The 24,098-nt window shown below is 40.1% G+C and carries 19 protein-coding genes; 11 read left to right on the top strand and 8 right to left on the bottom strand.

From position 1 onward, the window contains the following. Window positions 1-425 precede the first annotated feature (425 nt). Window positions 426-1,235, top strand: coding sequence for an exosortase-dependent surface protein XDP2 (locus tag VB797_RS22320; RefSeq protein WP_323239935.1), 810 nt, complete (start codon window positions 426-428; stop codon window positions 1,233-1,235). A gap of 230 nt (window positions 1,236-1,465) precedes the next feature. Continuing rightward, window positions 1,466-2,302 (top strand): Cof-type HAD-IIB family hydrolase, encoded by an 837-nt coding sequence (locus VB797_RS22315; RefSeq protein ID WP_323239934.1) that lies wholly within the window; start codon window positions 1,466-1,468, stop codon window positions 2,300-2,302. Between the two features lie 231 nt (window positions 2,303-2,533). Here VB797_RS22315 and VB797_RS22310 read toward each other — a convergent pair whose 3' ends face one another. Further along, window positions 2,534-3,361 carry a DALR anticodon-binding domain-containing protein gene (locus VB797_RS22310; protein WP_323239933.1) on the bottom strand — a complete coding sequence of 276 codons (828 nt, stop codon included), beginning with the start codon at window positions 3,359-3,361 and terminating at the stop codon, window positions 2,534-2,536. Between the two features lie 259 nt (window positions 3,362-3,620). Between VB797_RS22310 and VB797_RS22305 the strand changes: the two genes are divergently transcribed. Beyond that, window positions 3,621-4,379, top strand: coding sequence for a Crp/Fnr family transcriptional regulator (locus VB797_RS22305; protein ID WP_323239932.1), 759 nt, complete (start codon window positions 3,621-3,623; stop codon window positions 4,377-4,379). Between the two features lie 17 nt (window positions 4,380-4,396). On the opposite strand, the gene VB797_RS22300 is transcribed toward VB797_RS22305, so the two are convergent. From VB797_RS22300 to VB797_RS22285, 4 genes are all read right to left on the bottom strand, one after another. After that, a complete protein-coding gene (locus VB797_RS22300; RefSeq protein WP_323239931.1) occupies window positions 4,397-5,473 on the bottom strand; it encodes a PstS family phosphate ABC transporter substrate-binding protein in 1,077 nt (358 codons plus the stop codon). A 240-nt stretch (window positions 5,474-5,713) separates the two neighbouring features. Next, window positions 5,714-6,760 carry a PstS family phosphate ABC transporter substrate-binding protein gene (locus tag VB797_RS22295; protein ID WP_323239930.1) on the bottom strand — a complete coding sequence of 349 codons (1,047 nt, stop codon included), beginning with the start codon at window positions 6,758-6,760 and terminating at the stop codon, window positions 5,714-5,716. Between the two features lie 328 nt (window positions 6,761-7,088). Beyond that, window positions 7,089-8,498, bottom strand: coding sequence for a serine/threonine-protein kinase (locus VB797_RS22290; protein WP_323239929.1), 1,410 nt, complete (start codon window positions 8,496-8,498; stop codon window positions 7,089-7,091). 294 nt (window positions 8,499-8,792) lie between these two features. Continuing rightward, complete coding sequence (locus VB797_RS22285) at window positions 8,793-9,800, bottom strand: LysR family transcriptional regulator (RefSeq protein WP_323239928.1); 1,008 nt, start codon at window positions 9,798-9,800, stop codon at window positions 8,793-8,795. A gap of 213 nt (window positions 9,801-10,013) precedes the next feature. Between VB797_RS22285 and VB797_RS22280 the strand changes: the two genes are divergently transcribed. The 8 genes from VB797_RS22280 (at window position 10,014) to VB797_RS22245 (ending at window position 19,869) form a co-directional block, all read left to right on the top strand. Beyond that, a complete protein-coding gene (locus VB797_RS22280; protein ID WP_416350897.1) occupies window positions 10,014-10,742 on the top strand; it encodes an NnrU family protein in 729 nt (242 codons plus the stop codon). 488 nt (window positions 10,743-11,230) lie between these two features. Further along, window positions 11,231-11,614, top strand: coding sequence for a thioredoxin family protein (locus VB797_RS22275; RefSeq protein WP_323239927.1), 384 nt, complete (start codon window positions 11,231-11,233; stop codon window positions 11,612-11,614). Window positions 11,615-12,022: 408 nt separating this feature from the next. Next, complete coding sequence (locus VB797_RS22270; protein ID WP_323239926.1) at window positions 12,023-14,110, top strand: NAD(P)H-quinone oxidoreductase subunit 5; 2,088 nt, start codon at window positions 12,023-12,025, stop codon at window positions 14,108-14,110. A gap of 413 nt (window positions 14,111-14,523) precedes the next feature. Next, window positions 14,524-16,095, top strand: a complete 1,572-nt coding sequence (gene ndhD1 / locus VB797_RS22265) for a photosynthetic/respiratory NAD(P)H-quinone oxidoreductase subunit D1 (RefSeq protein ID WP_323239925.1) — start codon at window positions 14,524-14,526, stop codon at window positions 16,093-16,095. Between the two features lie 565 nt (window positions 16,096-16,660). Beyond that, window positions 16,661-17,632 carry a hypothetical protein gene (locus VB797_RS22260; protein ID WP_323239924.1) on the top strand — a complete coding sequence of 324 codons (972 nt, stop codon included), beginning with the start codon at window positions 16,661-16,663 and terminating at the stop codon, window positions 17,630-17,632. A gap of 2 nt (window positions 17,633-17,634) precedes the next feature. After that, window positions 17,635-18,039 carry a hypothetical protein gene (locus tag VB797_RS22255; RefSeq protein WP_323239923.1) on the top strand — a complete coding sequence of 135 codons (405 nt, stop codon included), beginning with the start codon at window positions 17,635-17,637 and terminating at the stop codon, window positions 18,037-18,039. Between the two features lie 277 nt (window positions 18,040-18,316). Further along, on the top strand, window positions 18,317-18,790 hold the full coding sequence (locus VB797_RS22250) for a DUF2141 domain-containing protein (RefSeq protein WP_323239922.1): 474 nt from the start codon (window positions 18,317-18,319) through the stop codon (window positions 18,788-18,790). A 437-nt stretch (window positions 18,791-19,227) separates the two neighbouring features. After that, a complete protein-coding gene (locus VB797_RS22245; RefSeq protein ID WP_323239921.1) occupies window positions 19,228-19,869 on the top strand; it encodes a hypothetical protein in 642 nt (213 codons plus the stop codon). A 76-nt stretch (window positions 19,870-19,945) separates the two neighbouring features. On the opposite strand, the gene VB797_RS22240 is transcribed toward VB797_RS22245, so the two are convergent. From VB797_RS22240 to cofH, 3 genes are all read right to left on the bottom strand, one after another. Next, complete coding sequence (locus VB797_RS22240) at window positions 19,946-21,445, bottom strand: family 10 glycosylhydrolase (RefSeq protein WP_323239920.1); 1,500 nt, start codon at window positions 21,443-21,445, stop codon at window positions 19,946-19,948. A gap of 734 nt (window positions 21,446-22,179) precedes the next feature. Then, window positions 22,180-22,584, bottom strand: coding sequence for a photosystem II protein Psb27 (gene psb27 / locus VB797_RS22235; protein WP_323239919.1), 405 nt, complete (start codon window positions 22,582-22,584; stop codon window positions 22,180-22,182). Between the two features lie 174 nt (window positions 22,585-22,758). Then, a complete protein-coding gene (gene cofH / locus VB797_RS22230; protein ID WP_323239918.1) occupies window positions 22,759-23,898 on the bottom strand; it encodes a 7,8-didemethyl-8-hydroxy-5-deazariboflavin synthase subunit CofH in 1,140 nt (379 codons plus the stop codon). Between the last annotated feature and the right edge of the window lie 200 nt (window positions 23,899-24,098).

The raw sequence follows: 24,098 nt of genomic DNA, 5'->3' as shown, positions 1-24,098 counted from the left end.
CTAGAAGCAACGAGCGAGCTAGAAGCCACCAGCAAGCTAGAAGCAACGAGCGAGCTAGAAGCTCGCACTACGAATTTATTACCCTTCAGAATTAATGAAACGCACTACTAGTCACATTTTCGTGGATAAATTGCGATCGCGATCGGCAAATTCCAATCATAAAAATTCATCCAATCTTTATCTAATTTATCCTGCTGTTTCATAGGTATGAGTTATGAAACCAACTGCTAAAACGAGATTGACTTGTTAATTGTTCTTAGCTTCATAGATAAACATAAAAATAACCCCTTTTTGCATCCCTAAACTTTACCTTTTAATCGGGATGTTTGCGGATGTCTTTTCAACAACCGATTGAGCATAATTTAAACATAAGCGCAATACAAATTGCTTTTAACAAAAGTTAGTTTTAAAAAGAAGGGAATTCAATGAAATTTAATCAATTAGTGACTTCTATCGGTTTAACAGTTAGCACCGTTTTATTTGTTTCTAATTCCGCTCAAGCTGCAAATTTCACAACTAACATAAACCAAAAGACTGATGCCAAAAAAGATATTTTATTAGAATCTATCCAACAAAAAGACCAGACAATTACTCAATTTTCCTTTGTTAATAAAGCTGTAATTAACAAAAATACACCGAGAACTAAGGACGCAAATAGCGGCGCAGCCAGCACCGATAGCGGCGATAAAGCTACTACTCCTGTAATTACAAAAGAAGACCCCGATGCTGTAGAAATTGCTAAATTTTTAGGTAACAGCAACTTGAACAATATTATTGATGGCGAAGATACTGGTTCATTTAATATTAATGTATTTTTCGATAGTCTTATTAAAGAAGATAATTCAGGCTTAGATAGCTTGTTTTTCTGGGAACGAGGTATGAACAGCGACTTGATGGTTCAAGCTATCGATAGTACAGGAAATATTATCGGTAATGCGATTACGTTACTCAGAAAACAACAACAAGATGCCGGTTTTAAAATAGATACAAAGGAAATTGGTAAGAGTCAAGAAGTCGGTTCTTGGGGAGTCAGTCTGGCCCAATTAGGAGTTACTAGCTTAAGTGGAATTCAACTCTCAGCAACCAGCAAATTTAACGGTCCAGATTTTAAAGTAATTGCTAGAAAATCTTCAGTGAAAACTGTACCCGAACCTGGAACTGTAATTGGGTTAGGTTCCGTCGCAGCATTAGCCTTTGTCCGTCGTCGCAAATCTAACAAGGCAATTTCGCAATAGCAACTTCCATGACGGTAAAATAACCAAAAAAATACCAATATATAATAATATTTATGTAAAAGCCATCCTTGTTAAACTTAAACATTGGTGGCTTTCACATTTGTACTTTGACGCAGCGATTTGTCTTAAAATAAAAATATAAAAATAAATAAAAATAAAATTATTTGCACCTCAACTGTTACGCTCTAACTGGAACTTAAGCATATTAATTGGAACTGGAATCTAATCGCATGGGGAATACAGTCGTCCAAGACATTAAACTACTAGTTTTAGATATCGATGGTACTATAGCAGGAAAATCTAACAAGATTAGCGATCGCGTGATCGCAGCAGTTAATGCAGTCCAAGCCAAAGGAATTCAAGTTGCGATCGCAACTGGTAGAATGTATTGTTCGGCTTTGCGCTTCCACGAGAAAATTGGCTCTAAGCTACCGTTAATAGCCTATCAAGGGGCTTGGATTCAAGATCCAGTTTCCCAAAAAGTTCACCAGAATTTGTCGGTTCCCAAAGAACTAGCTTTAAAGCTGTTGGACTATTTTGAACAACCAGAACTACGTCAACTTTTATCTGTCCATTTTTATATAAATGACCAGCTTTACGTCCGAGAATTGACTCCAGAAACGCAAATCTACGGACAACGTTCTGGAATTACACCAATTCCTGTCGGAGATTTACGTTCTTGTTTAAACAACGAACCGACAAAAATACTCGCTTTGTGTGAAGACACCGAAGTTATCGATCAACTGCTCGGTAATTTGCGACTGCAATACACCCCCGCAGAACTGTATTTAACTAAATCCGTAGCCACTTTTTTTGAAGCAACTAATCCTTCGGTAAATAAGGGAGCTGCGGTACGTTATCTGGCTGAAGAATTATTAGGACTGCAAAGAACTAACGTAATGACTGTTGGAGACAACTTTAACGATGTCGAAATGCTCGAATATGCCGGTATCGGTGTCGCAATGGGTAACGCACCAGATCGAGTTCAATCTATAGCTAACTGGGTAGCTCCTAATGTAGAGCAAGATGGAGTAGCCGCAGCAATTGAAAAATTCTTAGTTAAATAGATTTTTTCAGATGGGTATCTTTACCCGTCCAAAAACTAGCAGCGAACAAATAATATTTAAATCAGAAAGGACACCGACGACTGGCCGTGTTTCGTCTCGGTGTCCTTACTGGTTCGCTCCTCACACAATTGATAATATACTTGAAGTCCTTTAATTAGTCAATAGTTGTTACAAAAGTATTTATATTTTTCAGTAATGGCGTAATTCAATTCGCAATTACCAATTCCCAACTTATAATTCCCAGCAAGCTGATATACCTAATTTTTCTTCTAATAAAAACTTTAATACTGACCTAGTTGCCATAACCAATCCGATCCTAGCAATAGCTAACTCTGGTGCAGTCGAATTTACGTCACCACAAATGCGACAAGCAGACCAAAAACTTTCAAAAGCTCGAACCAAGTCAAGCGCTGGTCTTTGCCATTTGACGGGACGAGTAATGGCTGGCTCTAACTCATCTACTAGTTTCACCAAACTACCAATCAAGCAACGTTCAGCTTGATGATTCAAACGAAGTCTTGCGTGAGTGTCAAGCCAAGGTATCGATTCAGATGAAAATTCGTTACAGTCAATTAATTTCTCTTGTTGAGCCAGTCTTAACAAAGAACAGCAACGTGCGTGAACATATTGAAGAGAAAATAACTCAGAGGGTTCGGATGTAACGACTCTATTCAAAGACCCAAGATCAATTTCTTTGCTGTGGCGATCAATAAAATATTGCAGCCAAACCGCTAAAACCAAGTCACTGACTTGTATATATATCAGTCCAGGAGGTAAAACTTTTACTACTAAATCTCCGCTCCAGCTTGCTGATAAATAAGAACTAATTGAGCTAGCGATCAAAAAAGGCTGTGAATTATGAGATTTTGCTAGATGCAGCGCAACTCCCGATACATAAGAAATTTTAATATCACTTTTGCCTTTTGATAGAGGAATATCTTTTTTTTCTGTATATTCCATTTCTTCTGACTGAGCATAAATACTCACCGCTCTAGTCAATTGACCGTATATTAGCTGGATTATTGCTGTATTTTTGCTTACAAGTAGCTTTTTACTCACACAATATACTGATGACAGCACTGTAAACCCAGAAACATTGATTTTATGTCATCTGTCTTAGGGCATAACTTTATATTTGGTCAAAGAATATTAGAATTGCATAAAATTTAGTGAATTCTGGGTAAACTTTACTACAAACATTGTACAGTAAGAAGTATAACAAAAGAGTAGGAGCTTCGGCTTTCTACCTTTTGGATAGCTGGCCAGACGGTTTCAAGCCTAAGCAGGCCATTCACAAAGACACTCCTTGCACCTTTTTATGTCGTCTTTGTCTTCAGCAGAACGCTCTTTGTTACCTATGCAATCTCAATCCTCTTTTTCTGAGGCATCACGTCCATTTTTAACCTGGCAACGGATTCTTGATTGGGCTCAAGAACACTATCGCTGCCGTACCTTTAGCAAAGATGAGCGAATTCCAGCTAGACCTGGATTGCTGTATTTGGTGCAAAGGGGTGCGATCCGCATGGTGGGAACCGCTCAAGTGAGTGCCACTGCTTCTCAATTAACGTCTCGCCGGATTAACAGAACTCCTGAAGAAGCATTCTTAGGTTTTGTTGGTGCGGGACAGCCGTTTGAAATTGTTGCTCAATCGCCTTTTACGTTGCAGTCATACGCTCACGTCGATCAAACAGCAGTGTTGTGGATGTACTGGCATGATTTAGATAATTGGCCTCATTTTCGCCGCGAAGTTATGGATGCCTTTAGATATCAGCACCAGCGTAAACTGCTGTGGTTGAGTGCTTTAGGACAACGACGCACCATTGACCGACTCTTAGGATTTCTCACATTATTAATTGAGGAATATGGAGAACCAGCGATGAGCGAAAATGACCCCGAAGTAATTCGTGGCTATTGTCTGCCCTTCCCCCTCACCCACGCCCAAATTGGTAGTGCAATTGGTTCAACTCGCGTTACCGTAACTCGCTTAATGGGTAAGTTACGTCAGCGCGGCTTAATCCTTACTCAAGGGGATAATCTAATTTGCTTGCCAGCAGAATCAATTAGTAGAGTCAGCTAAAACAGCTACAGTATGAGTCAGCGAATTCCTACAAACCCAGCTTGGGTGATTAATTCCTGTCCCTGCTTAGTGGTTAAAAAGTTGGCATAAGCAACACCTGCTTGTTGTTCGATTTGCTCATTTTGTTTGACCACCACAAACAGATTGCGCGTAATCGGGTAATCACCAGATTGAAAAGCCTCAATGTTCAATTTGTTGCGTAACCGAGGACATTCCGAAGGGAGGACGAATGGTTCTTGGTAAGGAGCAACATATTTCCCTTGCGTTCGCCCCAACGGCAAGGGTTTGATTGAACATTGAGGAACGACTTCTGGGGCAGAAGCGTAATAAATGCCGCCGGGGCTTAATTGTACTTTCCGTAGGGCTTGGGTGGTGGTAGAGACAAACTCCACCGTTGAAGCCATCGGTTGACCGCCTAGGACATCTTGAACGAATAGTTCAACTGTACCGCCATCACTTACACCGCGAGAATAAGCCTTAATTGGTATATTGGCACCACCTAGCTGGTTCCAATTAGTTATTTTCCCAGTGTAAATTGACCGTAACTGGTCTATGGTTAGTCCCCGAACATTTATATTAGGGTTAACAGCTACTGCTAGCCCGTCAATAGCTACGGGAATTTGTTGGAGAGTAAACCCGCGTTGCTTCGCACGGGTTAATTCTGTATCTTCTATTGGTCTCGAAGACTGAGCAAACGCTAACTGACCATCAATTAGCATTTGAATGCCAGTAGTCGAACCAGTACTACCACTTAACGGCTGCACGTAGCGCAAGCGAAAATCTTTTCGTGCTGCTTGAATTTCTTTGTCAACTGATTCTCTAATAGGGGCCCAAGAGGTACTTCCTCCGTAATTAAACAATCCCGTAGGGACGTTTTCGACAGAAGCAAAATTTGTACCGTTTTGTGATGTTGCAACAGGGGGTGCTGTGGGCGTATTTGACGTACTAGAATTCGGTTGGCTCTGTTGAGGTTTAATAACAGAATTTAAATTAAAGCTACTGTTCCGATTAAACCACCACCATCCACCGGCTATAAGTCCAGTTGTAATTAATAAAGATAAAACAAGAATTGGCGCTTCGTTTTTCTGTGACATAATAAATTTAATTTTTTATTTTTTATTTTTTATTTCCAATAAGTAAATAATAGCTAATAGCAAATGCTTTCCAACTATCAAGTAGGTCAGCGTTAAAAATCACAGTTATGAAAAGGGAATAAGGAATAGGGTTCGGGTTTTGTTGACGCGCAAGCGTCTTCTCTTTGAGAGCTTAATTTACATTCTGTTACATAGCTTGATTTATTTCTGCCAACCTACTTAGCTTTTAATGATTAGACATTAATTAATTCTGACAAATCCTGCTTTAGAAATTAATTTTTGACCTTGATCTGTAAGTAGCAACTTAGCGTAAGTCTCTCCGGCTTGTTCGTCAATTTGACCGTTTTTCTTGACAACTACAAAGAGCCGCCGAGTAATTGGATATTCGCCACTTTTAAAGGCTTCAGCATTTAGTTGGTTGCGCTGTTGCGGACAATTAGAAGGCTGAATAAATGGTTCTTGATAGGGGGGAACAAATTTATTAGATGTTCCCCCTATTGGTAAAGGTTTAACACCACACTGCCCAACTACTTCAGGTGCAGAAGCATAGTAAATACCCCCATTATTTTTCGCCACATTTCTTAAAGCTTCAGTTGTATTAGCAACGAATTCGATATTGCTACCAAATTTTTCACTATCTAAGATATTTTCATCAAAAAATTCAACAGTACCCCCTTCTGCTAAACGGCGAGAATAAGGTCTAATTGTTAAATTTTCTCCGCCAACTTCTTGCCAATTAGTTATTTTGCCAGTGTAAATATCTTTAAGTTGACCTAATGTAAGCCCTGGAATATTTAAATTAGGATTAACAGCGATCGCAATACCATCGATAGCAACCGGAATTTCTTGGAGTTTAAAACCTCGTTGCTGTGCTTGTTGATATTCCTTATCTTTAACAGCTCGCGAAGATTGCGAAAAAGCTAACTGATTGTTTAATAGCATCATAATCCCGGTACCAGAACCTGGATTACCCGTAGTTGGATTTGTATAGCGGAGTTGGAATTTAGGTAAAGCCGTTTCGATCTCAGAGTCAACTTCTGCTCGAATTGGGGCCCATGTAGTGCTACCCCCATAGCTAAATAATCCCGAAGGAACTTTTTCTACGGAAGCAAAAGTTTGATTTACAGATTGCAGATTTGACTGAGATTGTGGCTGAGATTGATTATTGCTGATAGAACCGAGTCTAATATCATAGCTTCTAGCCAACCACCAATATACTCCACCTACTAAACCAAGTGTAATTACTAAGGTTAGGACTAAAACCGCCGTCTCGTTTTTTTGTGACATAGATTCCGCGTATTGATTTTTGGTTTTATCGCTATTAGCATCAAAGCCTAATTACCATGCAATAAATGAAAAAAATCAGCTTTGTCTAGATTTAAAAGCGACTGACTAAATATAGTTGTAGTTAATAATTTTAGTTAATCGTATTAAAATACAACATTTTAGCCAATAACAATATATCCCGGTAAAGTTTCGCTATTCAAGAGTATAAGTTGCAAATATTTTTTTAAGCCATATGTCGTTACTTAATCATTTATTTAAGAAAGATTAATATTTAATTAACAGTTGAGCGGATACAATTAATTGAAACTTAATAATTTTTAAAAATTAGTTACAGAAGCAAAGATAAGATTCTATAAATAAGACGAAATAGCGAGGTGAGAGCGACCGTAATTAAGCTTGCGGCTATTGATAAAATAACTATATTTTGAATGCTTTGCTCACCTCGTAACAAAGGAATAAAAAAGATAATTAATAATGTGATTGCGGGAATAATTACTAAATCCCACTTTTCAATCCATCGTTTGGTTTGAACAAAGATTAATATTCCTAGAACAACGGCTGAAGCAACAAGAGTAATGCTCGGTAATTTAAATAAGCTAAAAAATGCGATGCAAATTAAAGCACCTTCAAACCCACTAAATGCGGAACCAGCTAATAATTCCAGTGTAGAGAATTGCGATACAGATGTACTGCGAGGCGCTGATGGTTTTGGCAGTGGTGCAGGTGATGGTTGAGATATTACTTGTGGCTGATTGTAATTAAGTGAAGTATCGGGTATTGACTGCGTGGAATCAATAGCTTGTAAAACATCTTGTGCTGATTGAAAACGTTGATTGGGCGCACTCTGGAGCATTTTATCTAAAATTTGTGCAAGATGAGAACTAACGCTTACCTTATTTTGCCATTGCAACTGATTGCTGTAAGCATCAAATAGCTCGGTCACATCCTTTTGTCCGGTCAACAGTAAAACAGCAGTTACAGCCAAAGCGTATAAATCTGTAGAAGGAAATACTTTTCCTCCAGACATTTGTTCTGGTGGTGCAAATCCTAAAGAATAAATTCCGGTAGAAGAATTACTAGACCCGCTAGGGCTGTTTGTTACTTGCTTGACAGCGCCAAAATCCAGTAAGAAAAGCTTACCGTTGCGATGGCGCATTATATTAGAAGGTTTAATGTCTCGGTGGATAATACCTTTATCGTGGACGAATTGCAGTACTGGGAGAATTGAATGCAGCAGGAACAATACTTCTGATTCTGAGAATTTGCCCTTGCGAGCTAATTCTTCTTCTAAGTTGTCTCCATCAATATATTCCTGTACCAGATAAAAAAATTGCTCCTGCTCATTTGCTTTTAAGCCGGGAACTATTATGGGGAAAAAAGCAAATAAGTTAGGAATTTGGTCGTGTTGCGAGCCAATTTCCTCTAAAACTACCGCTTCTCTTTCAAATAAGTCTTGAGCTAGTTTTAGTTGAGTTGAACTCAAATTTCCTGCTGGTAGAAACTGTTTGACCACACATTGCCGCATTCCTGGAGTATAGCGATCGCGCGATAAAAATGCTGCTCCGAATCCCCCTCTTCCAAGCAGCTTTATTGGTAAATAACGACCGGCTAAAATTAAAGGCATCCCACAAGCGCTACAGTATTTCTGCTGTGCCGTTCTGAGAGTTGCGTTGTCATCTAGATCGACGAAGTGATTCTGCGGACGCGAACACCGGGGACGAGTGCAGTAAATTTCCATTGTTGGTCATAAATCATGAGCAATTTGTCAGGGAATAAAATAGTGAGACTACTCAGCAGTGTCGGTTTCTGTCCTGTCGTTCGCGTTCACCTTTATGTGCGGCGAGAGCGTCTTTACAGGAGAAACCAGGAGAGTGAAATCTTACTTAACTAATCTGACATCAATATTTACACATGATTTCCTCAGCTTAACAAGGGAAAATAATCGATCAATGTGTAATTAATGCAGGTTTTACCAAAGGCGGCGATAAATGTTCGCACTTTGTAATTGTGACAAAAGTATGTTGACATCACTCTAGCTATCATTAAAGTTAGATGCCTGCACTTCTAACCCATTTACTGCAATTGTATGTGATGATTTTAACATATCTATATGCCACCCAGGTGCGGCAAACTGAGGCAGTATTTCTCGACTAAAAGCTTCGGCAGCTTTGGACTTGTAGCGATTGGGATTAAAAATCAACCACAGCGTCCGCTTAACAACCACATTATTAATCGGAGTAAAGTGAATAATCCCCATTTGTAACTCTTTAGCGATCGCGCTAGTTGAGACAAAAGCAGCACCCAAACAGGACTGTACGGCATTTTTAATCGCTTCAATGGAATTGAGTTCCATTTCAATTTTTAAGCGCCGCGTGTCGATGTCGTGGCGTGTCAGCACTTGGTCTATAACTTTACGAATAGTCGATTGCGAATCTAGGGCAATAAATTGCAATTTGTATAGGTCTTCTTTTTGAATCGCTTCAAGTTTGGCGAATGGATGATTTGCGGGTAAAATTAATGCCAACTCATCTTCAGCATAAGGAATTTTCTCCAATGAATCCGTTAATTCTCCAGGAATTTCACCGCCGATAATCGCCAAATCAACTTGTCCGTTGACTACGCTCCAGGCAGTGCGACGAGTAGAATGAACGTGTAATTGCACCGCCACATCTGGATATTTTTGTCGGAACATTCCAATCATGCGAGGCAAAAGATAAGTCCCCGTTGTTTGAGAAGCACCCACAATTAAAGTACCCCCTTGAAGATTCTGTAAATCCTCAATAGCGCGACAAGTTTCTTGACACAGACTAAGAATTTTTTCCCCATAGCTCAAAAGTAAGTGTCCAGCTTCAGTCAACTGCGCCCGACGACCTCCACGGTCGAATAAAGGCACATCCAACTGTCTTTCTAGGTTTTGCACTTGCAAACTTACGGCTGGTTGGGAGACATAGAGGCTGTCAGCAGCACGCTTGAAACTCCCCTCTGCGGCAATTGCTTTGAGTATGCGTAACTGATCTAAAGTAAAAGGAAGGTCAGACATAAGGCTCAACCCACAAAATTGAAAGGAGCAGTTTTGGCAACATTCGGGCTTTCATCGCTTTTTTTACTAGGCATGGAATAAAACACAATGCGTATTAAATTAGAGGTATTACCCGAAAAGACAGTAGCACAACATCTTGACCAAAATCCTCCTCCGCATAACTTTGTGGTATTGGTTGTACTGAATTTAATCTTCTGTGTTCTGACTTTATCTATGTATACTATTGTGCTTATGCCAAGTTGGTTCACCTCCACTCATTTTGTCATGTTGGGGTTATTATTGATTTTTGCAATTGCTCACAGTGGAGGAGCAGCCCTACGCGAAAAAGCAGAAAAACGAATTGGAGCAAGGCTTTACCGAGTTTTATTTGCACTTGTCAGCTTGGTGTTAGCTGTAATATTAATTGTTTACTTTTTTAACCATCGTTATGATGGCTTGCAGTTATGGCAAGTACAAAATGTGCCTGGGATACAGACACTTGTTTGGGTCTTATCGGCAATTTCTTTTGTATTTTTATATCCTGCCACATTTAATCTACTGGAAGTTGCTGCTATCTCCAAGCCTGAAGTTCACCTTTACGAAACCGGAATTATTCGTATTACCCGCCATCCGCAAATGGTAGGACAAGTAATTTGGTGCGTTGCTCATACTTTGTGGATCGGTACTACCTTTACACTATTCACTTCAATTGGCTTAGTATTGCACCATTTGTTCGCTGTTTGGCATGGCGATCGCCGTTTGCATTCGCGTTACGGCGAAACTTTTGAAAAAGCCAAGCAACGCACTAGTGTTATTCCTTTTGCCGCAATTTTCGATGGTCGTCAATCTCTCAAATTTGAAGAATTTTTTCGTCCCGCTTATCTTGGAGTTGCAGTAGTTGTACTTTTATTTTGGTGGTCTCACCCCTTTTTAATGAGCTTAACTAGTAGGGTACAATGGTAGATTATTATTTGCCCAAAGACTTACGCAATCTGCATTGAGACGCGAAAATATTGCAGTTTTGAGACCGATCATTTGCTACCAATTCAATGTAGGATAATTTCAAACAAGTATCTTGTTATGGGGTGTTTTTTTGGCAAATTGGAGATTAAATAGTAATAGCTACTGTATTTAACAATTTATCCGACCAACGGGTGCGGAGGTTATAGTCAATCACGGCAGCTTTGATCGAAATTAGAAAAGAGCTATTTTTTGTCAGAACTACATAACAAATGCGATGTTAGCTAATGCCTTAACGAGTCTTGCAAACCGTCATACAATGGATTATCACCCTGGTCTTGAAGGAAATAAAAATAGACGTGACCTCAAGGCAAGTAACATTCCTTTGGGACAGTAGAAAAGAAAGTCATGGAAATAGCTGCTGACAACAAACAGCGGGCGCGATTATGACTAGTTTGATGAGATGAAAACCTTATAGTTCGAGAGGCATCATGGTGTTGTCGGTTAGTGAACGGACATTTACAAAAGAAGTTTTAGAATCCCAAGTTCCAGTTTTAGTCAATTTTGGAGCACCTTGGTGTGGCTTGTGCCGCGTCATTAAGCCTTTATTATTGCAATTTAAATCTCAGTGTGGCGAAGAACTTAAGTTAGTCGAAGTTAATGCCGATGATAATTTTAAACTGTCTACTACTTATCGATTAAAGACACTTCCAACTTTGCTATTGATTCAAAACGGCATCGTAGGAAAGCGTTTGGAAGGTTTTAGAGGTAGAGAAGAATTTTTTGCGGATTTATCCGAAATTAAAGACAGTTGTACAAATTCATCCCGAACTTACAATTCTGTAGATCGGAGGTTAAAAGCCACTAGTTTATAAAATTTGTCAATGTTTTAGATATGTTTGTCGCGATCGCTCGCACGGCTACTGAATCGCGGTTTAAGAAAAGGTAAAAAGTTCCTTAAAAGCAAAGCGCATCAGCCGAATTTGACTGTAAAAGTGCTGCAATATTAGATTGCAACGGCGATCGCGAATGTGAAATTGTTGGCGAAGATTAGCAATAAAAATCAAACTATTTTTAATAACCCCACCCAAATACTATCGGGTGGGGTATTTTATCTTAAATTCTGTGTGTCACAATTATTAACAGTTCCGACTAGGACAATTGCGGCGCGTGACGGATAGATAATTGACTTGGACGGAGAAAAACTCTGTCGCAACGATTTCTTTTCTTATTCGTAGCAATGTTCTAACTTAGTGGAGAATTCTAAAAGTAGGCATAACTCGATGGAAGTAATCTATCAATATGCTTGGCTGATTCCAGTTTTACCGCTTTTAGGAGCGATGCTGGTAGGCTTAGGCTTAATCTCGTTTAATCAGGTGACTAATCGCCTACGACAGCTAAACGCCGTATTAATTATCTCTTTAATGGCAGCAGCAATGGGGCTGTCGTTTAGTTTGTTATGGAGTCAAATTCAAGGACACGCGACCTATACGCGCACCTTGGAATGGGCAGCAGCAGGTAGCTTTCATTTGAACATGGGCTATACAGTAGACCACCTGACAGCTGTGATGCTGGCAATTGTAACCAGTGTAGCTGTGTTGGTGATGGTATACACCGATGGCTACATGGCTCATGATCCGGGCTACGTCAGGTTTTACGCCTATTTGAGTTTATTTGGCTCTTCAATGCTAGGTTTGGTAGTTAGTCCAAACCTGGTACAAATTTATATATTTTGGGAATTAGTGGGAATGTGTTCCTACTTGCTGGTTGGCTTCTGGTACGATCGCAAGTCAGCAGCAGATGCAGCCCAAAAAGCGTTTGTGACCAACCGCGTTGGTGACTTTGGTTTGTTGTTGGGCATCTTAGGACTGTTTTGGGCAACGGGAAGCTTCGAGTTCGAGATCATGGGCGATCGCCTTGCAGAACTGGTGCAAACTGGTTCTCTTAGCAACGTCTTAGCAATTCTGTTCGCGATTCTGGTTTTCTTAGGTCCGGTAGCGAAGTCAGCCCAGTTTCCGCTGCACGTTTGGCTCCCGGATGCGATGGAAGGTCCTACTCCCATTTCTGCCTTGATTCACGCGGCAACAATGGTAGCAGCAGGCGTTTTCCTCATTGCCAGGATGTACCCGGTATTTGAACACGTTCCGGTGGCAATGAACGTAATTGCTTATGTTGGAGCATTTACGGCGTTTATGGGGGCAACAATTGCCTTAACCCAAAACGACATTAAGAAAGGTTTGGCTTACTCAACCATTTCCCAACTTGGTTATATGGTGATGGCGATGGGAGTAGGCGCTTACAGTGCCGGTTTCTTCCATTTAATGACCCACGCTTACTTTAAAGCGATGCTGTTCCTCGGTTCCGGTTCGGTAATTCACGGAATGGAAGGAGTTGTCGGTCATGACCCAGTTGTGGCGCAGGATATGCGAGTAATGGGCGGACTGCGGAAGTATATGCCATTTACGGCAACTACCTTTTTAATTGGTTGTCTGGCAATTTCGGGTATTCCACCCTTCGCGGGTTTTTGGTCAAAAGATGAAATTCTTGGTTCTGCCTTTGCCGTTAACCCATTTTTATGGTTTGTCGGCTGGTTAACTGCCGGAATTACCGCTTTCTATATGTTCAGAATGTATTTCATGACATTTGAAGGCAAATTTAAGGGCAAAGATGAGAATATTTTGCAGCAGTTGAAAAAGTCGGCAGCTACAATTCTCATGGAGTCAGAAACTGCTCCCAATTTTGGCCCTGGAGCGATGAAGCAGGGAGAATTGGAATCTACTACCCACGACGACCATTCCCACGATCACGGACACAGCGATACACCCCATGAGTCTCCGTGGACGATGACCTTACCGTTGGTGGTTTTGGCAATTCCTTCGATGCTCATTGGTTTGGTAGGAACTCCTTATGCAAACTATTTTGAGGAGTTTATCTATCCACCCAGCGAAACATTGGCTGAAGTGATGGAAAAAACGGCGGAATTCGACCCCACAGAGTTTTATACGATGGCGGGGCTTTCCGTTGCGATCGCCGTAGTGGGAATTATCTTGGCTGTCTTGATGTATCGACTGCACAAAATCGATCCAGCAGCCATTGCAGCTAAATACCCTGCACTTTACAAGCTATCCCTGAATAAGTGGTACTTTGACGATATTTACCATCGCGTATTTGTTCTCGGCTTGCGTCGGTTAGCCAGACAAGTATTGGAAGTTGACTTCCGCGTTGTCGATGGTGCTGTTAACCTTACAGGACTTGCCGCCCTTGTCAGCGGTGAAGGTCTAAAGTACCTCGAAAACGGACGCGCACAATTCTATGCCCTGATTATCTTTGGGGCTGTTTTGGGCTTGGTGATTGTCTTTGGTGTTACCTGATGTAGAAATGTCATGTGTTACGTTTCTACTTGTGAATTAGAGTAATGGGGATGAAGGCAGATTAACTAGTTTACCTGCCTTCATCTTTTTGAAACAAAGGGAGTAGGGAGCAGGGAGTAGGGAATAGGGAAAGAAATTACATCGGTAATCTTAGATCGAGAGTGGAGTAGTTAAAAAAAATCTGCGGAACCATAGACACTTCGGCGAACCTTTGTGTAATTAATAGCAAGGGGATTTAATTAGAACAAAAATCTATTTTCTACTCCCTACTCCCCATTCCCTACTCCCTACTCCCCATTCCCTATTCCCTTTTGTTAAATCAAGCGAAACATTACCGCCAAATCCCAAAAAAACTGCTACTTAATAGCTAGTAGTTGATAGCCAAAATTTATTATTCTTTCCTAACGATTTCGATGAATACAGCTAATTTTCCTTGGCTAACAACGATTATTTTGTTGCCCGTCGCAGCATCGCTGTTAGTTCCTATCATCCCGGATAAAGACGGTAAAACGGTGCGTTGGTTTGCCCTGATAGTGGGGTTGATAGATTTTGCACTGATTGTTACCGCTTTTTACACTCAGTACGACTTCTCGAATCCAGATTTGCAATTAGTAGAAAGTTATGCTTGGGTTCCCCAATTGGGTTTAAATTGGTCGGTAGGGGCAGATGGCTTGTCAATGCCCTTAATTCTTTTGACCGGATTCATTACCACACTGGCAGTTTTAGCCGCTTGGCCAGTCACCTTTAAACCCAAGCTATTCTACTTTTTAATACTTGCAATGTACGGCGCACAAATAGCCGTGTTTGCAGTTCAAGATATGCTGTTGTTTTTCCTAGTGTGGGAACTCGAATTGATTCCGGTTTACCTCCTATTGTCAATTTGGGGAGGTAAAAAGCGGCATTATGCAGCCACCAAGTTTATTTTGTATACAGCAGGTGGTTCGTTATTTATTCTGCTTGCATCCCTTGCAATGGCATTTTACGGTGATACCGTTACCTTTGATATGGCAACGTTAGCCGCAAAAGATTTTCCTCTCAAAATGGAACTTGGGCTGTATGCAGCTTTCTTGATAGCTTACGCTGTCAAATTACCCATCATTCCTTTACATACCTGGCTACCAGATGCCCACGGTGAAGCTACAGCCCCCGTGCATATGTTGTTAGCGGGGATTTTGTTAAAAATGGGCGGTTATGCGTTGATTCGGATGAATGCTCAAATGCTTCCCAATGCACACGCTTATTTTGCGCCAGCGTTAATAATTTTGGGGGTTGTAAATATTATTTACGCCGCCTTGACATCCTTTGCTCAGCGCAACCTGAAGCGTAAAATCGCTTACTCTTCAATTTCTCATATGGGGTTTGTGCTGATTGGTATTGCTTGCTTCACTGACTTAGGTTTGAGTGGAGCGGTATTGCAAATGGTTTCTCACGGATTAATAGGAGCAAGTTTGTTCTTCTTAGTTGGTGCGACTTACGATAGAACCCACACGTTGATGCTCGATGAAATGGGCGGTGTTGGTCAAAAAATGGGTAAAATTTTCGCCATGTTTACCACTTGTTCGATGGCTTCTTTAGCATTGCCAGGAATGAGCGGTTTTGTGGCAGAGTTAATGATATTTGTCGGTTTTGCCACTAGTGATGCTTATAGCAACACCTTTAAAATTTTCGTGGTGTTCTTGATGGCTGTTGGTGTAATTTTGACCCCAATTTATCTACTGTCAATGTTGCGGGAGATTTTCTATGGTGAAGAGAATAAAGAGTTGGTTTCTCATCAGAATCTCATAGATGCCGAACCCCGCGAGATATTCATTGTTGCTTGTTTGTTGATTCCAATTATCGGAATTGGTTTGTATCCGAAGATTTTGACTCAGATTTACGACGCGACAACAGTTCAATTAACTGCTAGATTGCGCGATTCTGTACCGAGTTTAGCTCAGCAAAAAGTGCCTGCGGTGTCCATGAATGCGCCGGAAATTGGCAGTTAGTTTAATGGTAATTTTGATTTGATGCAAGGGATGGGTTTAATTAAAACCTGTCCTTTTTTTTGTGGGGGGGAAATGGAAGAAAGAACGTAATCATAACCGCAATAACGCCCGCAGGTTGGAAACCTGGGGCTACATTTACAAAGCCCGTCTTCACGGGCTAATTTCTTGTAGGGTGTGTGACGCTTTGATAATTTTTGTTGGTGGTTATAAGACTTGTAGCGTCACGCACCAACTGATTAAAAAAAAAAACCGCAGCGAAAAGTGTGGTCTTGGGGGTTTCCCCCATGAACAACTTTTCAAGAGAGAGGCGCAGAGAACGCAGAGGAAAGAAAGGAAGAGAGGGTAATTTTACATAGCAAAATGCTAATAAAGTTAATAATTAGACATCGTATTTGACGCTAATACTTCAGTAGACTAGATTTCTTTATTCAACTTTTAAATTTCTGCTTTTGAAAAAGGTTAGTTATTCCGTTAATCGGGGAACTTTAAATATAAGGTTAATTTTCCGTCGTAGAAAAACTTGAAATAACCCTTTCTAAAAACTAACTTTAATCGGGAGCAATTTATGATTCCACTAATATTGGGTGCTGCGGCTTTGGCTACTGGTGTTTTGGGTATTGGAGCAGGCATTTCAGGTTTATCTGATATGGATGAAGCAAAGGAAATTGGTGAAAACGCTCAAAGAGATTATCAAGATGCACTTTACTACTTGAATGCACAAAAGGAAGAAACTAATCAGTTAGCAGAATATTATGGTGAATTTCAGATGAATGTCATGATAGATACAATCAGACGTTTTATTGACTTCATCGAGAATAACATTGGTAATACCAAACAAAGTCAACAGAAGTTTTTAGAAGGGCTTGATGGAATTTCAGTTAAACAAATTAACGAATATAAAACAGCAACAATCGAAGCTGAACAATTTTTTCAAGGAGGTATAAAAGCTGTTGGAGGAGCGGCAGCAGGATACGGTGGTGCAATGAGTCTCGCTACTTCACTAGGAGTAGCAAGTACGGGAACTGCTATCTCAGGTTTAAGCGGTGCAGCTGCGACAAATGCAACTCTCGCATGGTTAGGTGGTGGCTCACTTGCTGCTGGTGGCGGTGGTATGGCTCTTGGCTCATTAATATTAGGTGGAATTACAGTAGGTCCGGCTTTAATGATTGGTGGTTTTGTATTTGCAGGAGAGGGAGAAAAAGCTTTAACGAAAGCGCGAGAATATGAAGCGGAAGTTAACAAAGCAACTGCTGAAATTGACGCAATTGGGGATTTTTTAGAACAAGTTAGACAGCGGATTTACGAGTTAGGATATTTACTTAAATCTCTTAATGAGCGAGCAACTGATGAGCTTGATGAACTTGAATCTCTACCGTATTTTGACCAAAACCGTGACGAGAGTAAATTTCAAGAGGTAGCGCTACTGATAAAGGCAATTTCAGAAATTATGAAAACTCCGGTTTTAAATAGCGAAGGGCAGCTTAATCCTGCTACTGCGAGAATTCGAGCTAAATACCGCAGTCTGGGAGATTATTAAAGATGTCACTTAAGAAAATTAAAAACTTTGGGCTGCCAAATTTAAACCCTGCTGAATCTCTTCAACAAATGGTTTCAGCTTATACGGAATACCTCACAATTGCAGAACAAGAAAAGACCAAACGCCGCGATATTGAAGCTTGGGAAAAAGAGGCGATTACTAGAATTAACGCTCAACGCGATTTAGTAATAACATATCTTGATCGCTCTTTTGATGAACGTGCGGAAAATTTTCGCTCTTTGTTTGATGTCGTTGATGATGCTCTTGTATCGGGTGACAACGAACAGTTAGCTCTGGCTTTACATTCGATTACAGAAATAGCTAAATCTAGCCCTTTCAAAGACCTTGCTAATTTAACATCTGTTCGCGCTGCACTCAACGATCCAAATCACGTATGGGAATTTTGATTTTATAAATATTATTGGTGCGTCACGCTATAAGCCTTTTGATTGGGTATTGAATTTGTCGAAGCGTCACACACCCTACAAAAAAATATCCATAATAGCCCGTGCAGACGGGCTTCGTTCTTGTAGCCCCAGGTTTCCAACCTGCGGGCAATTTTCATTAAGTTAAAACTACACCAAATTGTAAAATACACTGATTAAGCCGTAACATTGTGTACTAGTAAATTTATAGAGTAAATTATTTGCTTTATCCTGTAAGAGTTTGTTGTTGGCAATTTCTATGAATTTACTGAAGAATAAGTTTCACGTCGGCATTGTACTTCTAAGCATGATCGGAAATTTAGCATTTTTACCCAGTGCTGAGGGTAGTGCAAATAGTAATCTTGGAGTCACAGTTAAGGGACTTAAAAATCAAAAAGGACAAGTTTGTTTTAGTCTTTTTTCTAGCAGTCGCGGTTTTCCTAGCAACGATAAACGTGCTATCAAAGCACAATGCGTCAAGCTTGGAGATAGCAACGTAAAATTAAATATTCCTTCTCTAAAAGCCGGAACTTATGCGATCGCAATGTTTCACGATAGCAATGGTGATGGCAAACTTAATACTAACGGTTTGGGTATTCCTAAAGAAGGTTTCGGATTTTCCCGAAATCCTCGAATTCTTACAGGTCCCCCGAAGTTCGGCGATTCCGCTGTTTTTGTCGTTGGTTCCAGTACTAATATTGAAATCGATATGAACTACTTTTTTGGTGGTTAATACGGTTTTTTTGTGTTGGTTCGGTAATTCCTGGAGACGTAGCAATGCTACGTCTCTACATTTATTGTTTTATTGTTGATTTGAAATTTTTTGTGTAGATGATGTTTTTGGTTAGCAATGATGCAAATGTACTACAATAAACTAAATTGGCAAGAATATTTATTTGTATGGATTATGAATGATGATAGTCGCGTTATTGAGGGAAATATATCTATATATAAGACCGTTAATAGCGGATTGTTCCAATCATCAATAAAAGTATTTACGGAAACATGGAGATTAAATTAGGCTTCGGACCGATTCCCAGATTGCAATATATTTTTGTTAGCAGAGAAAATGATTGCTGTTGGTAAGCTGATGTGCAGCTAAATTATATAATGCGAAAAAATGAAAGCATTGTAGTGCGGTAGCGCAGCGTGTCCGTAAGGACATGCATCTTGCTCGCTAGTATTATACAAATTAAATGCGTAACAGCTTATACGCTTTCGGAAGAGAATAAACAAATTCCTATTTACGATAAAGCTTTGACTGGGATAATAACTGGAATAGAAGTGAATAAGAAAGTTGAAACTTCATTTGGAGAAACGGAAAAAACCGATTTACATATTCTCGCTGATAAACCTTATGTTGTGCGATCGGGTAGCGATTCTTACTTTTCCAAAAGTTTATTACTATCTTTAGATAATCTGAGTTCTGAAGAATTACAGCATCCATTAACGATCGCGGTTGAACCTGGAGATAAAAAAGTCGTGTTTTGTAAAGTTTACAATCCGGCTACTTATAAATCTATAGGTGTTAGTTGGGATGGATATAAAGAAATCAACTGGCAAGCTTTAGGACAAAATATTGGTAGGAAAATTAATCAAAAAACGCAATATGTGACTGAGTTAACAACTGCTGAGTTGCGCGAAAGTTTAATTGCTCAATCCGATAATTATTTAAAAGGATTAAATTGGACGACGGAACAGGGACGAGAGTATTTGCAGCAAGCATATCATAAACGTTCTCGTCAACAATTAAGTAATGCAGAGCTTTTAGATTTTGTTGAATATTTGAAATTGCAGCCGCAAAGATTGTAATCATATAGAACTAAAACTGACATATTCGTGGGAAATGCAGATTCTGGAGACGTAGCAGTGCTACGTCTCTACATTGTTAACGTACCCGACAAAATTTTCGGTCGTTATCATCTTGGGGATGTTGCCAAGAATAAGCGAAATGGCTGACTCCTTTGAGAGATGATTTGTATTGACTCAAATCTTGCATTTGCTCTTCTAAAGGTGGACGACCGCTCATAGATTTACCCCAAGCACCAGCTAAGGCTGGAATTATCTGAGTTCCTGGTTTTGCTGTATTTATTACTTGCTTTACTTGGGAAACAATACAGTTGGTGGTACCACATTTACCGTAAGACATGGGATGCCATTCTAAGGAACTAGGAAATCTATCCCAAGGTTGCAAGCGCGAATCGTAACCTCTTCCTACTGTTTGGTTTCCACCGGGAAAAAATACGGCTCCTGCGGGAACACCTTGCTGCTGAGCCGGGTAAGCAGCTAGTGCTAAAAAATCTACAATACCCTGCATGGCATGAGCAACGGAAAGTTGCCACAATTCTGATTGTAGTAGTGGTTGTTGTTCTTGGGGGGAAGTAATCGCTTTTTGTTGTATGGGTGGAGTACGTCCTTGCCATAAGGGTTCTCCTTCTTGGGGATACTTTTGGTCTAGTTTAGCTATATCTGTTGATGTAACATAACCTTTGCTCAAGAATAGCCGAATCATCTGCAATCCTTTGTTATTTAATGCTCTTTGGAATAAAGCTTCTTGAGTAGATTTACTGTATAACCATAAATCTGTAACTCTGGTAGCGATGGAATCTGTTCCCGCTTGACGGGGATAACGCACGTAATCAAATAATACCCCATCCGGACGACGACGCATTACCTCCGTCACCATTTGGTAAAAGTCGCGTTTCGCCTGTAAATTATAGGGGTCAACAAATACTTGAGAACCGTTATCTACTACATATAAGCTGGTTTGACCTTTGCCATTACGAGCGATCGCCTCTTCTCTATCTTTACGTTGAGCGTAGGTATAGCCGAAATTTGTAGTAAACATCCAAGCATATACTTTTAATCCTCGTTCGCGCCCTTTCTGGATGGCTTGCGCTAGTAAATCGGTGTTTTCTTTACCTTTAGTCCGAATTACAGAAGGCCATGCTGTATTATTCGTGCTTGCTGGTAGCAGCACTTGCCCATCAAAAAAAGTTTCTACATAAACTTGGTTGTAACCCTGGTTAACTACGTTATCCATAATTTTTTGCAGCGACCCCGCTTGCACGTCGCAGGGATACAAGCGCAACCAGATTGCTTGGACTTGCGGCCAGGTGCGTCTACGGCAGTCCTGCACTGCTTGCGAGTGTTCTTTGACTAATCGCTGATAGCGCATTTCTGCATCGCGATCGCCTTTTTGTGTTGACAAACGCAATTGTTCTTTTTCTCGCGCTGCGGTAGACGATATATGGCAATACCTGGTTACTTGTGCGCTTGCTGGTTGACTTTTTAGAAAAGGAACAAGCAGACTGGTACTGAAAATTACTGCTAACAGATGTTGTAAAATTAACTTTGGCTTTGCAACATTCAAGGCACGCTTAGACATATACACTAATAAAATGAAAAAAAAGTAACCAACCCCAATACACTTCTATTAGGTAACGTGTATTTTATTACATAATCTTGCAATAGGAGCTTTGAAGCCTAGATTTTATAGACTTCTAGTTTCCTATTTCTGTTGCCGTATATCATTATTCGATTTTTTTCAAAATGTCAATTGGACAAATTAAAGCAATTAGATGTTTGTTTTGTTGCTTGTAAATAGTACCGTAGCATCCACAGGTAGTTATAACACTTTGATTTTAGTGTCAAGCAGCGCGACCTTCATTAATTTTTAAGTGTTGATAAATCTAAAAAAATTTTCTCTACCTTTTTACACCCACGCTTTCTAAGTGTAAAAGCCCAGGACATATAAATTTCTAAGTCCGCAGAAGATTGCAGAGATTTTAAATTTTACTATTTATTTTGCAAAAAGAGATTATTGACAGATGCTCGGGTTCCCAAGTTGAGCCTGGAACTATGCTGTTGATGAAGAATGGTTCATCCAAATTTTGTGTTGATATCTTGTTCCCAGTCAGAGACTAGGATTATATTGCACTTCTGCTCTGCCTCACGTTAAAACATTAGAGGCAGAGCCTTCAAACGCTGTATTCCTTACCTCTGCTAAGGAACAAGTTACAAGTTATTCAATAAAAAAATCAATAAATTATTACGGTTAGTAGTTGTTTGTTTAACTCTTAACTACTAACCGTCAGGTGATACATGGATACAGTTAACTATTTAACCACCACGCTTCAATGCTGCTTCTACTTGTTTGAACTCTTGTTCCAAACGGTTTTTCAGCTTTTCAGGTACGGGACGGTTAGGATAGGAACTGTAATGTCCGGCTAAAGAATTGAGAGCAGTTCGCATAGTCGTAAAAGAACTTAAACCAGATACAGAAGTATTACGTTGATAGCGAGCTGCAAACTCATTAATCTTTTTACGTGCTTCTGCTTGAACTGTGGCTTTATCTGCTGCATTATCAGGTAAAGCTAAGGCATCCTTCAATACATTAACTATAGCTAGGGTGTCTTGCCGATAATCCCCGGTTAGATTATCTGGACTACCAGAACATCCAGTCAAACCAATTACTGCAACCAAAACTAAGGCAAGTAAACGTGACCAATAGCGCTTCATAAGCATGGGTTTTGTGAACAAATACTTAAATCAACGTCCATCGTATCCTGTATTTGTATCATGGGGATCGTTTTTGAAGAAGCGTTAAGTATGGGGAATGGGTAATTGGTAATTGGTAATTGGTAATTTTTGAATCAGTACCCAATCATTTCTAACTCCTAACTCCTAACTCCTAACTCGTTACACTTTTTCATAAAGCGTATTCCTTTGTTGGTAAGGTCTTCCTAAAGAAGCGATCGCCGTTTGTAGGCTTTCTACTTCCATGCAGGTACCACCGATCGCACCTGCCATTGTGGTAATATGCTCTTCCATTAAGGTACCGCCGATATCGTTACAACCACAATTTAAAGCTGATTTTGCTCCTTCAATCCCCAGTTTTACCCAACTAGGTTGATGGTTTGGTATCCAGTTTCCTAAATAAATTCGGGCTACAGCAGTAATTAGGAGTGATGAATCTAACTCTGGTTGGTCGCGTCCAACACGGCGACGTAAGGGTTTAGGCGCTTCTTGACCTACGAATGGTAATAAAATAAACTCCGTGATGCGAGCCGGATAAGCTTTGTTAATGGCGGTTTGCTGTTGCGATCGCAGTTTTTCTAGATGTCCTATTTGCTGTTCTGGGGTTTCGATATGTCCCGATAACATGGTGCTGGTTGTAGGTAATCCTAATTGATGAGCGGTACCGACAATTTCTAACCAAGTTTCTGAGTTAATTTTTTCAGGACAAAGAATATGTCTTACTTCATCATCTAATACTTCTGCGGCTGTTCCTGGCATGGAACCTACACCAGCTTCCTGTAAAGCGGCTATTACTTGTGCATAAGTTAATCCATCAAGTCTGGCGATAAACTGCACTTCTTGGGGAGAAAAAGCGTGAAGATGTAGTTGGGGAAATTCTTGTTTGATAGTTTCTACCAGCTTGAGATAGTAAGTTAAAGATTTACCGTCTATTTGCGCTTCGGGATTCAATCCACCTTGCATACAGATTTCTGTCGCACCCCGTTTAACTGCATCTGTAGTTTTTTCGAGAATTTGCGTCCAATCCAACGAATAAGCCCCCTTATCGCCATCATCTCTCCTGAATGCACAAAAACTACAGTGTTGTTCGCAGATGTTAGTAAAATTAATATTGCGGTTGATTATATAGGTAACAGTATCTCCGGCTTGTTCTCGTCGTAATTTATCGGCTGCTGTATGAATAGCAGCGATCGCACTTGGTTGAGTTTGCTTTAATAATGTAATTGCTTCTGAGGGAGATAAATCATAGCCTGTTAAAGCGCGATCAAGAATTTCATCAACTGGATTTTTCACAAGATTCATAGGAATAGAAAAATAAATAGGGTTTATCAAAAATTAAGGCACATATCTTATTTTTACAGGTCTTATCCATTTGCAGGGCAAATTAGCGAACTGAGTAGATAAAAATAAGCAGTGGGAGAAGAAGTTAGAAATTAAAAATTAGGATTTTTGACCTTTGACCTCTAACCTTTGACCTCTAACCTAGGCTGTTGACTCTGTAG

The sequence above is a fragment of the Rivularia sp. UHCC 0363 genome, from assembly GCF_034931125.1.
Lineage (GTDB): Bacteria > Cyanobacteriota > Cyanobacteriia > Cyanobacteriales > Nostocaceae > Rivularia.
The sequence above is the reverse complement of the archived record's forward strand: the minus strand, read 5'-3'. Positions and strand labels throughout refer to the sequence as shown.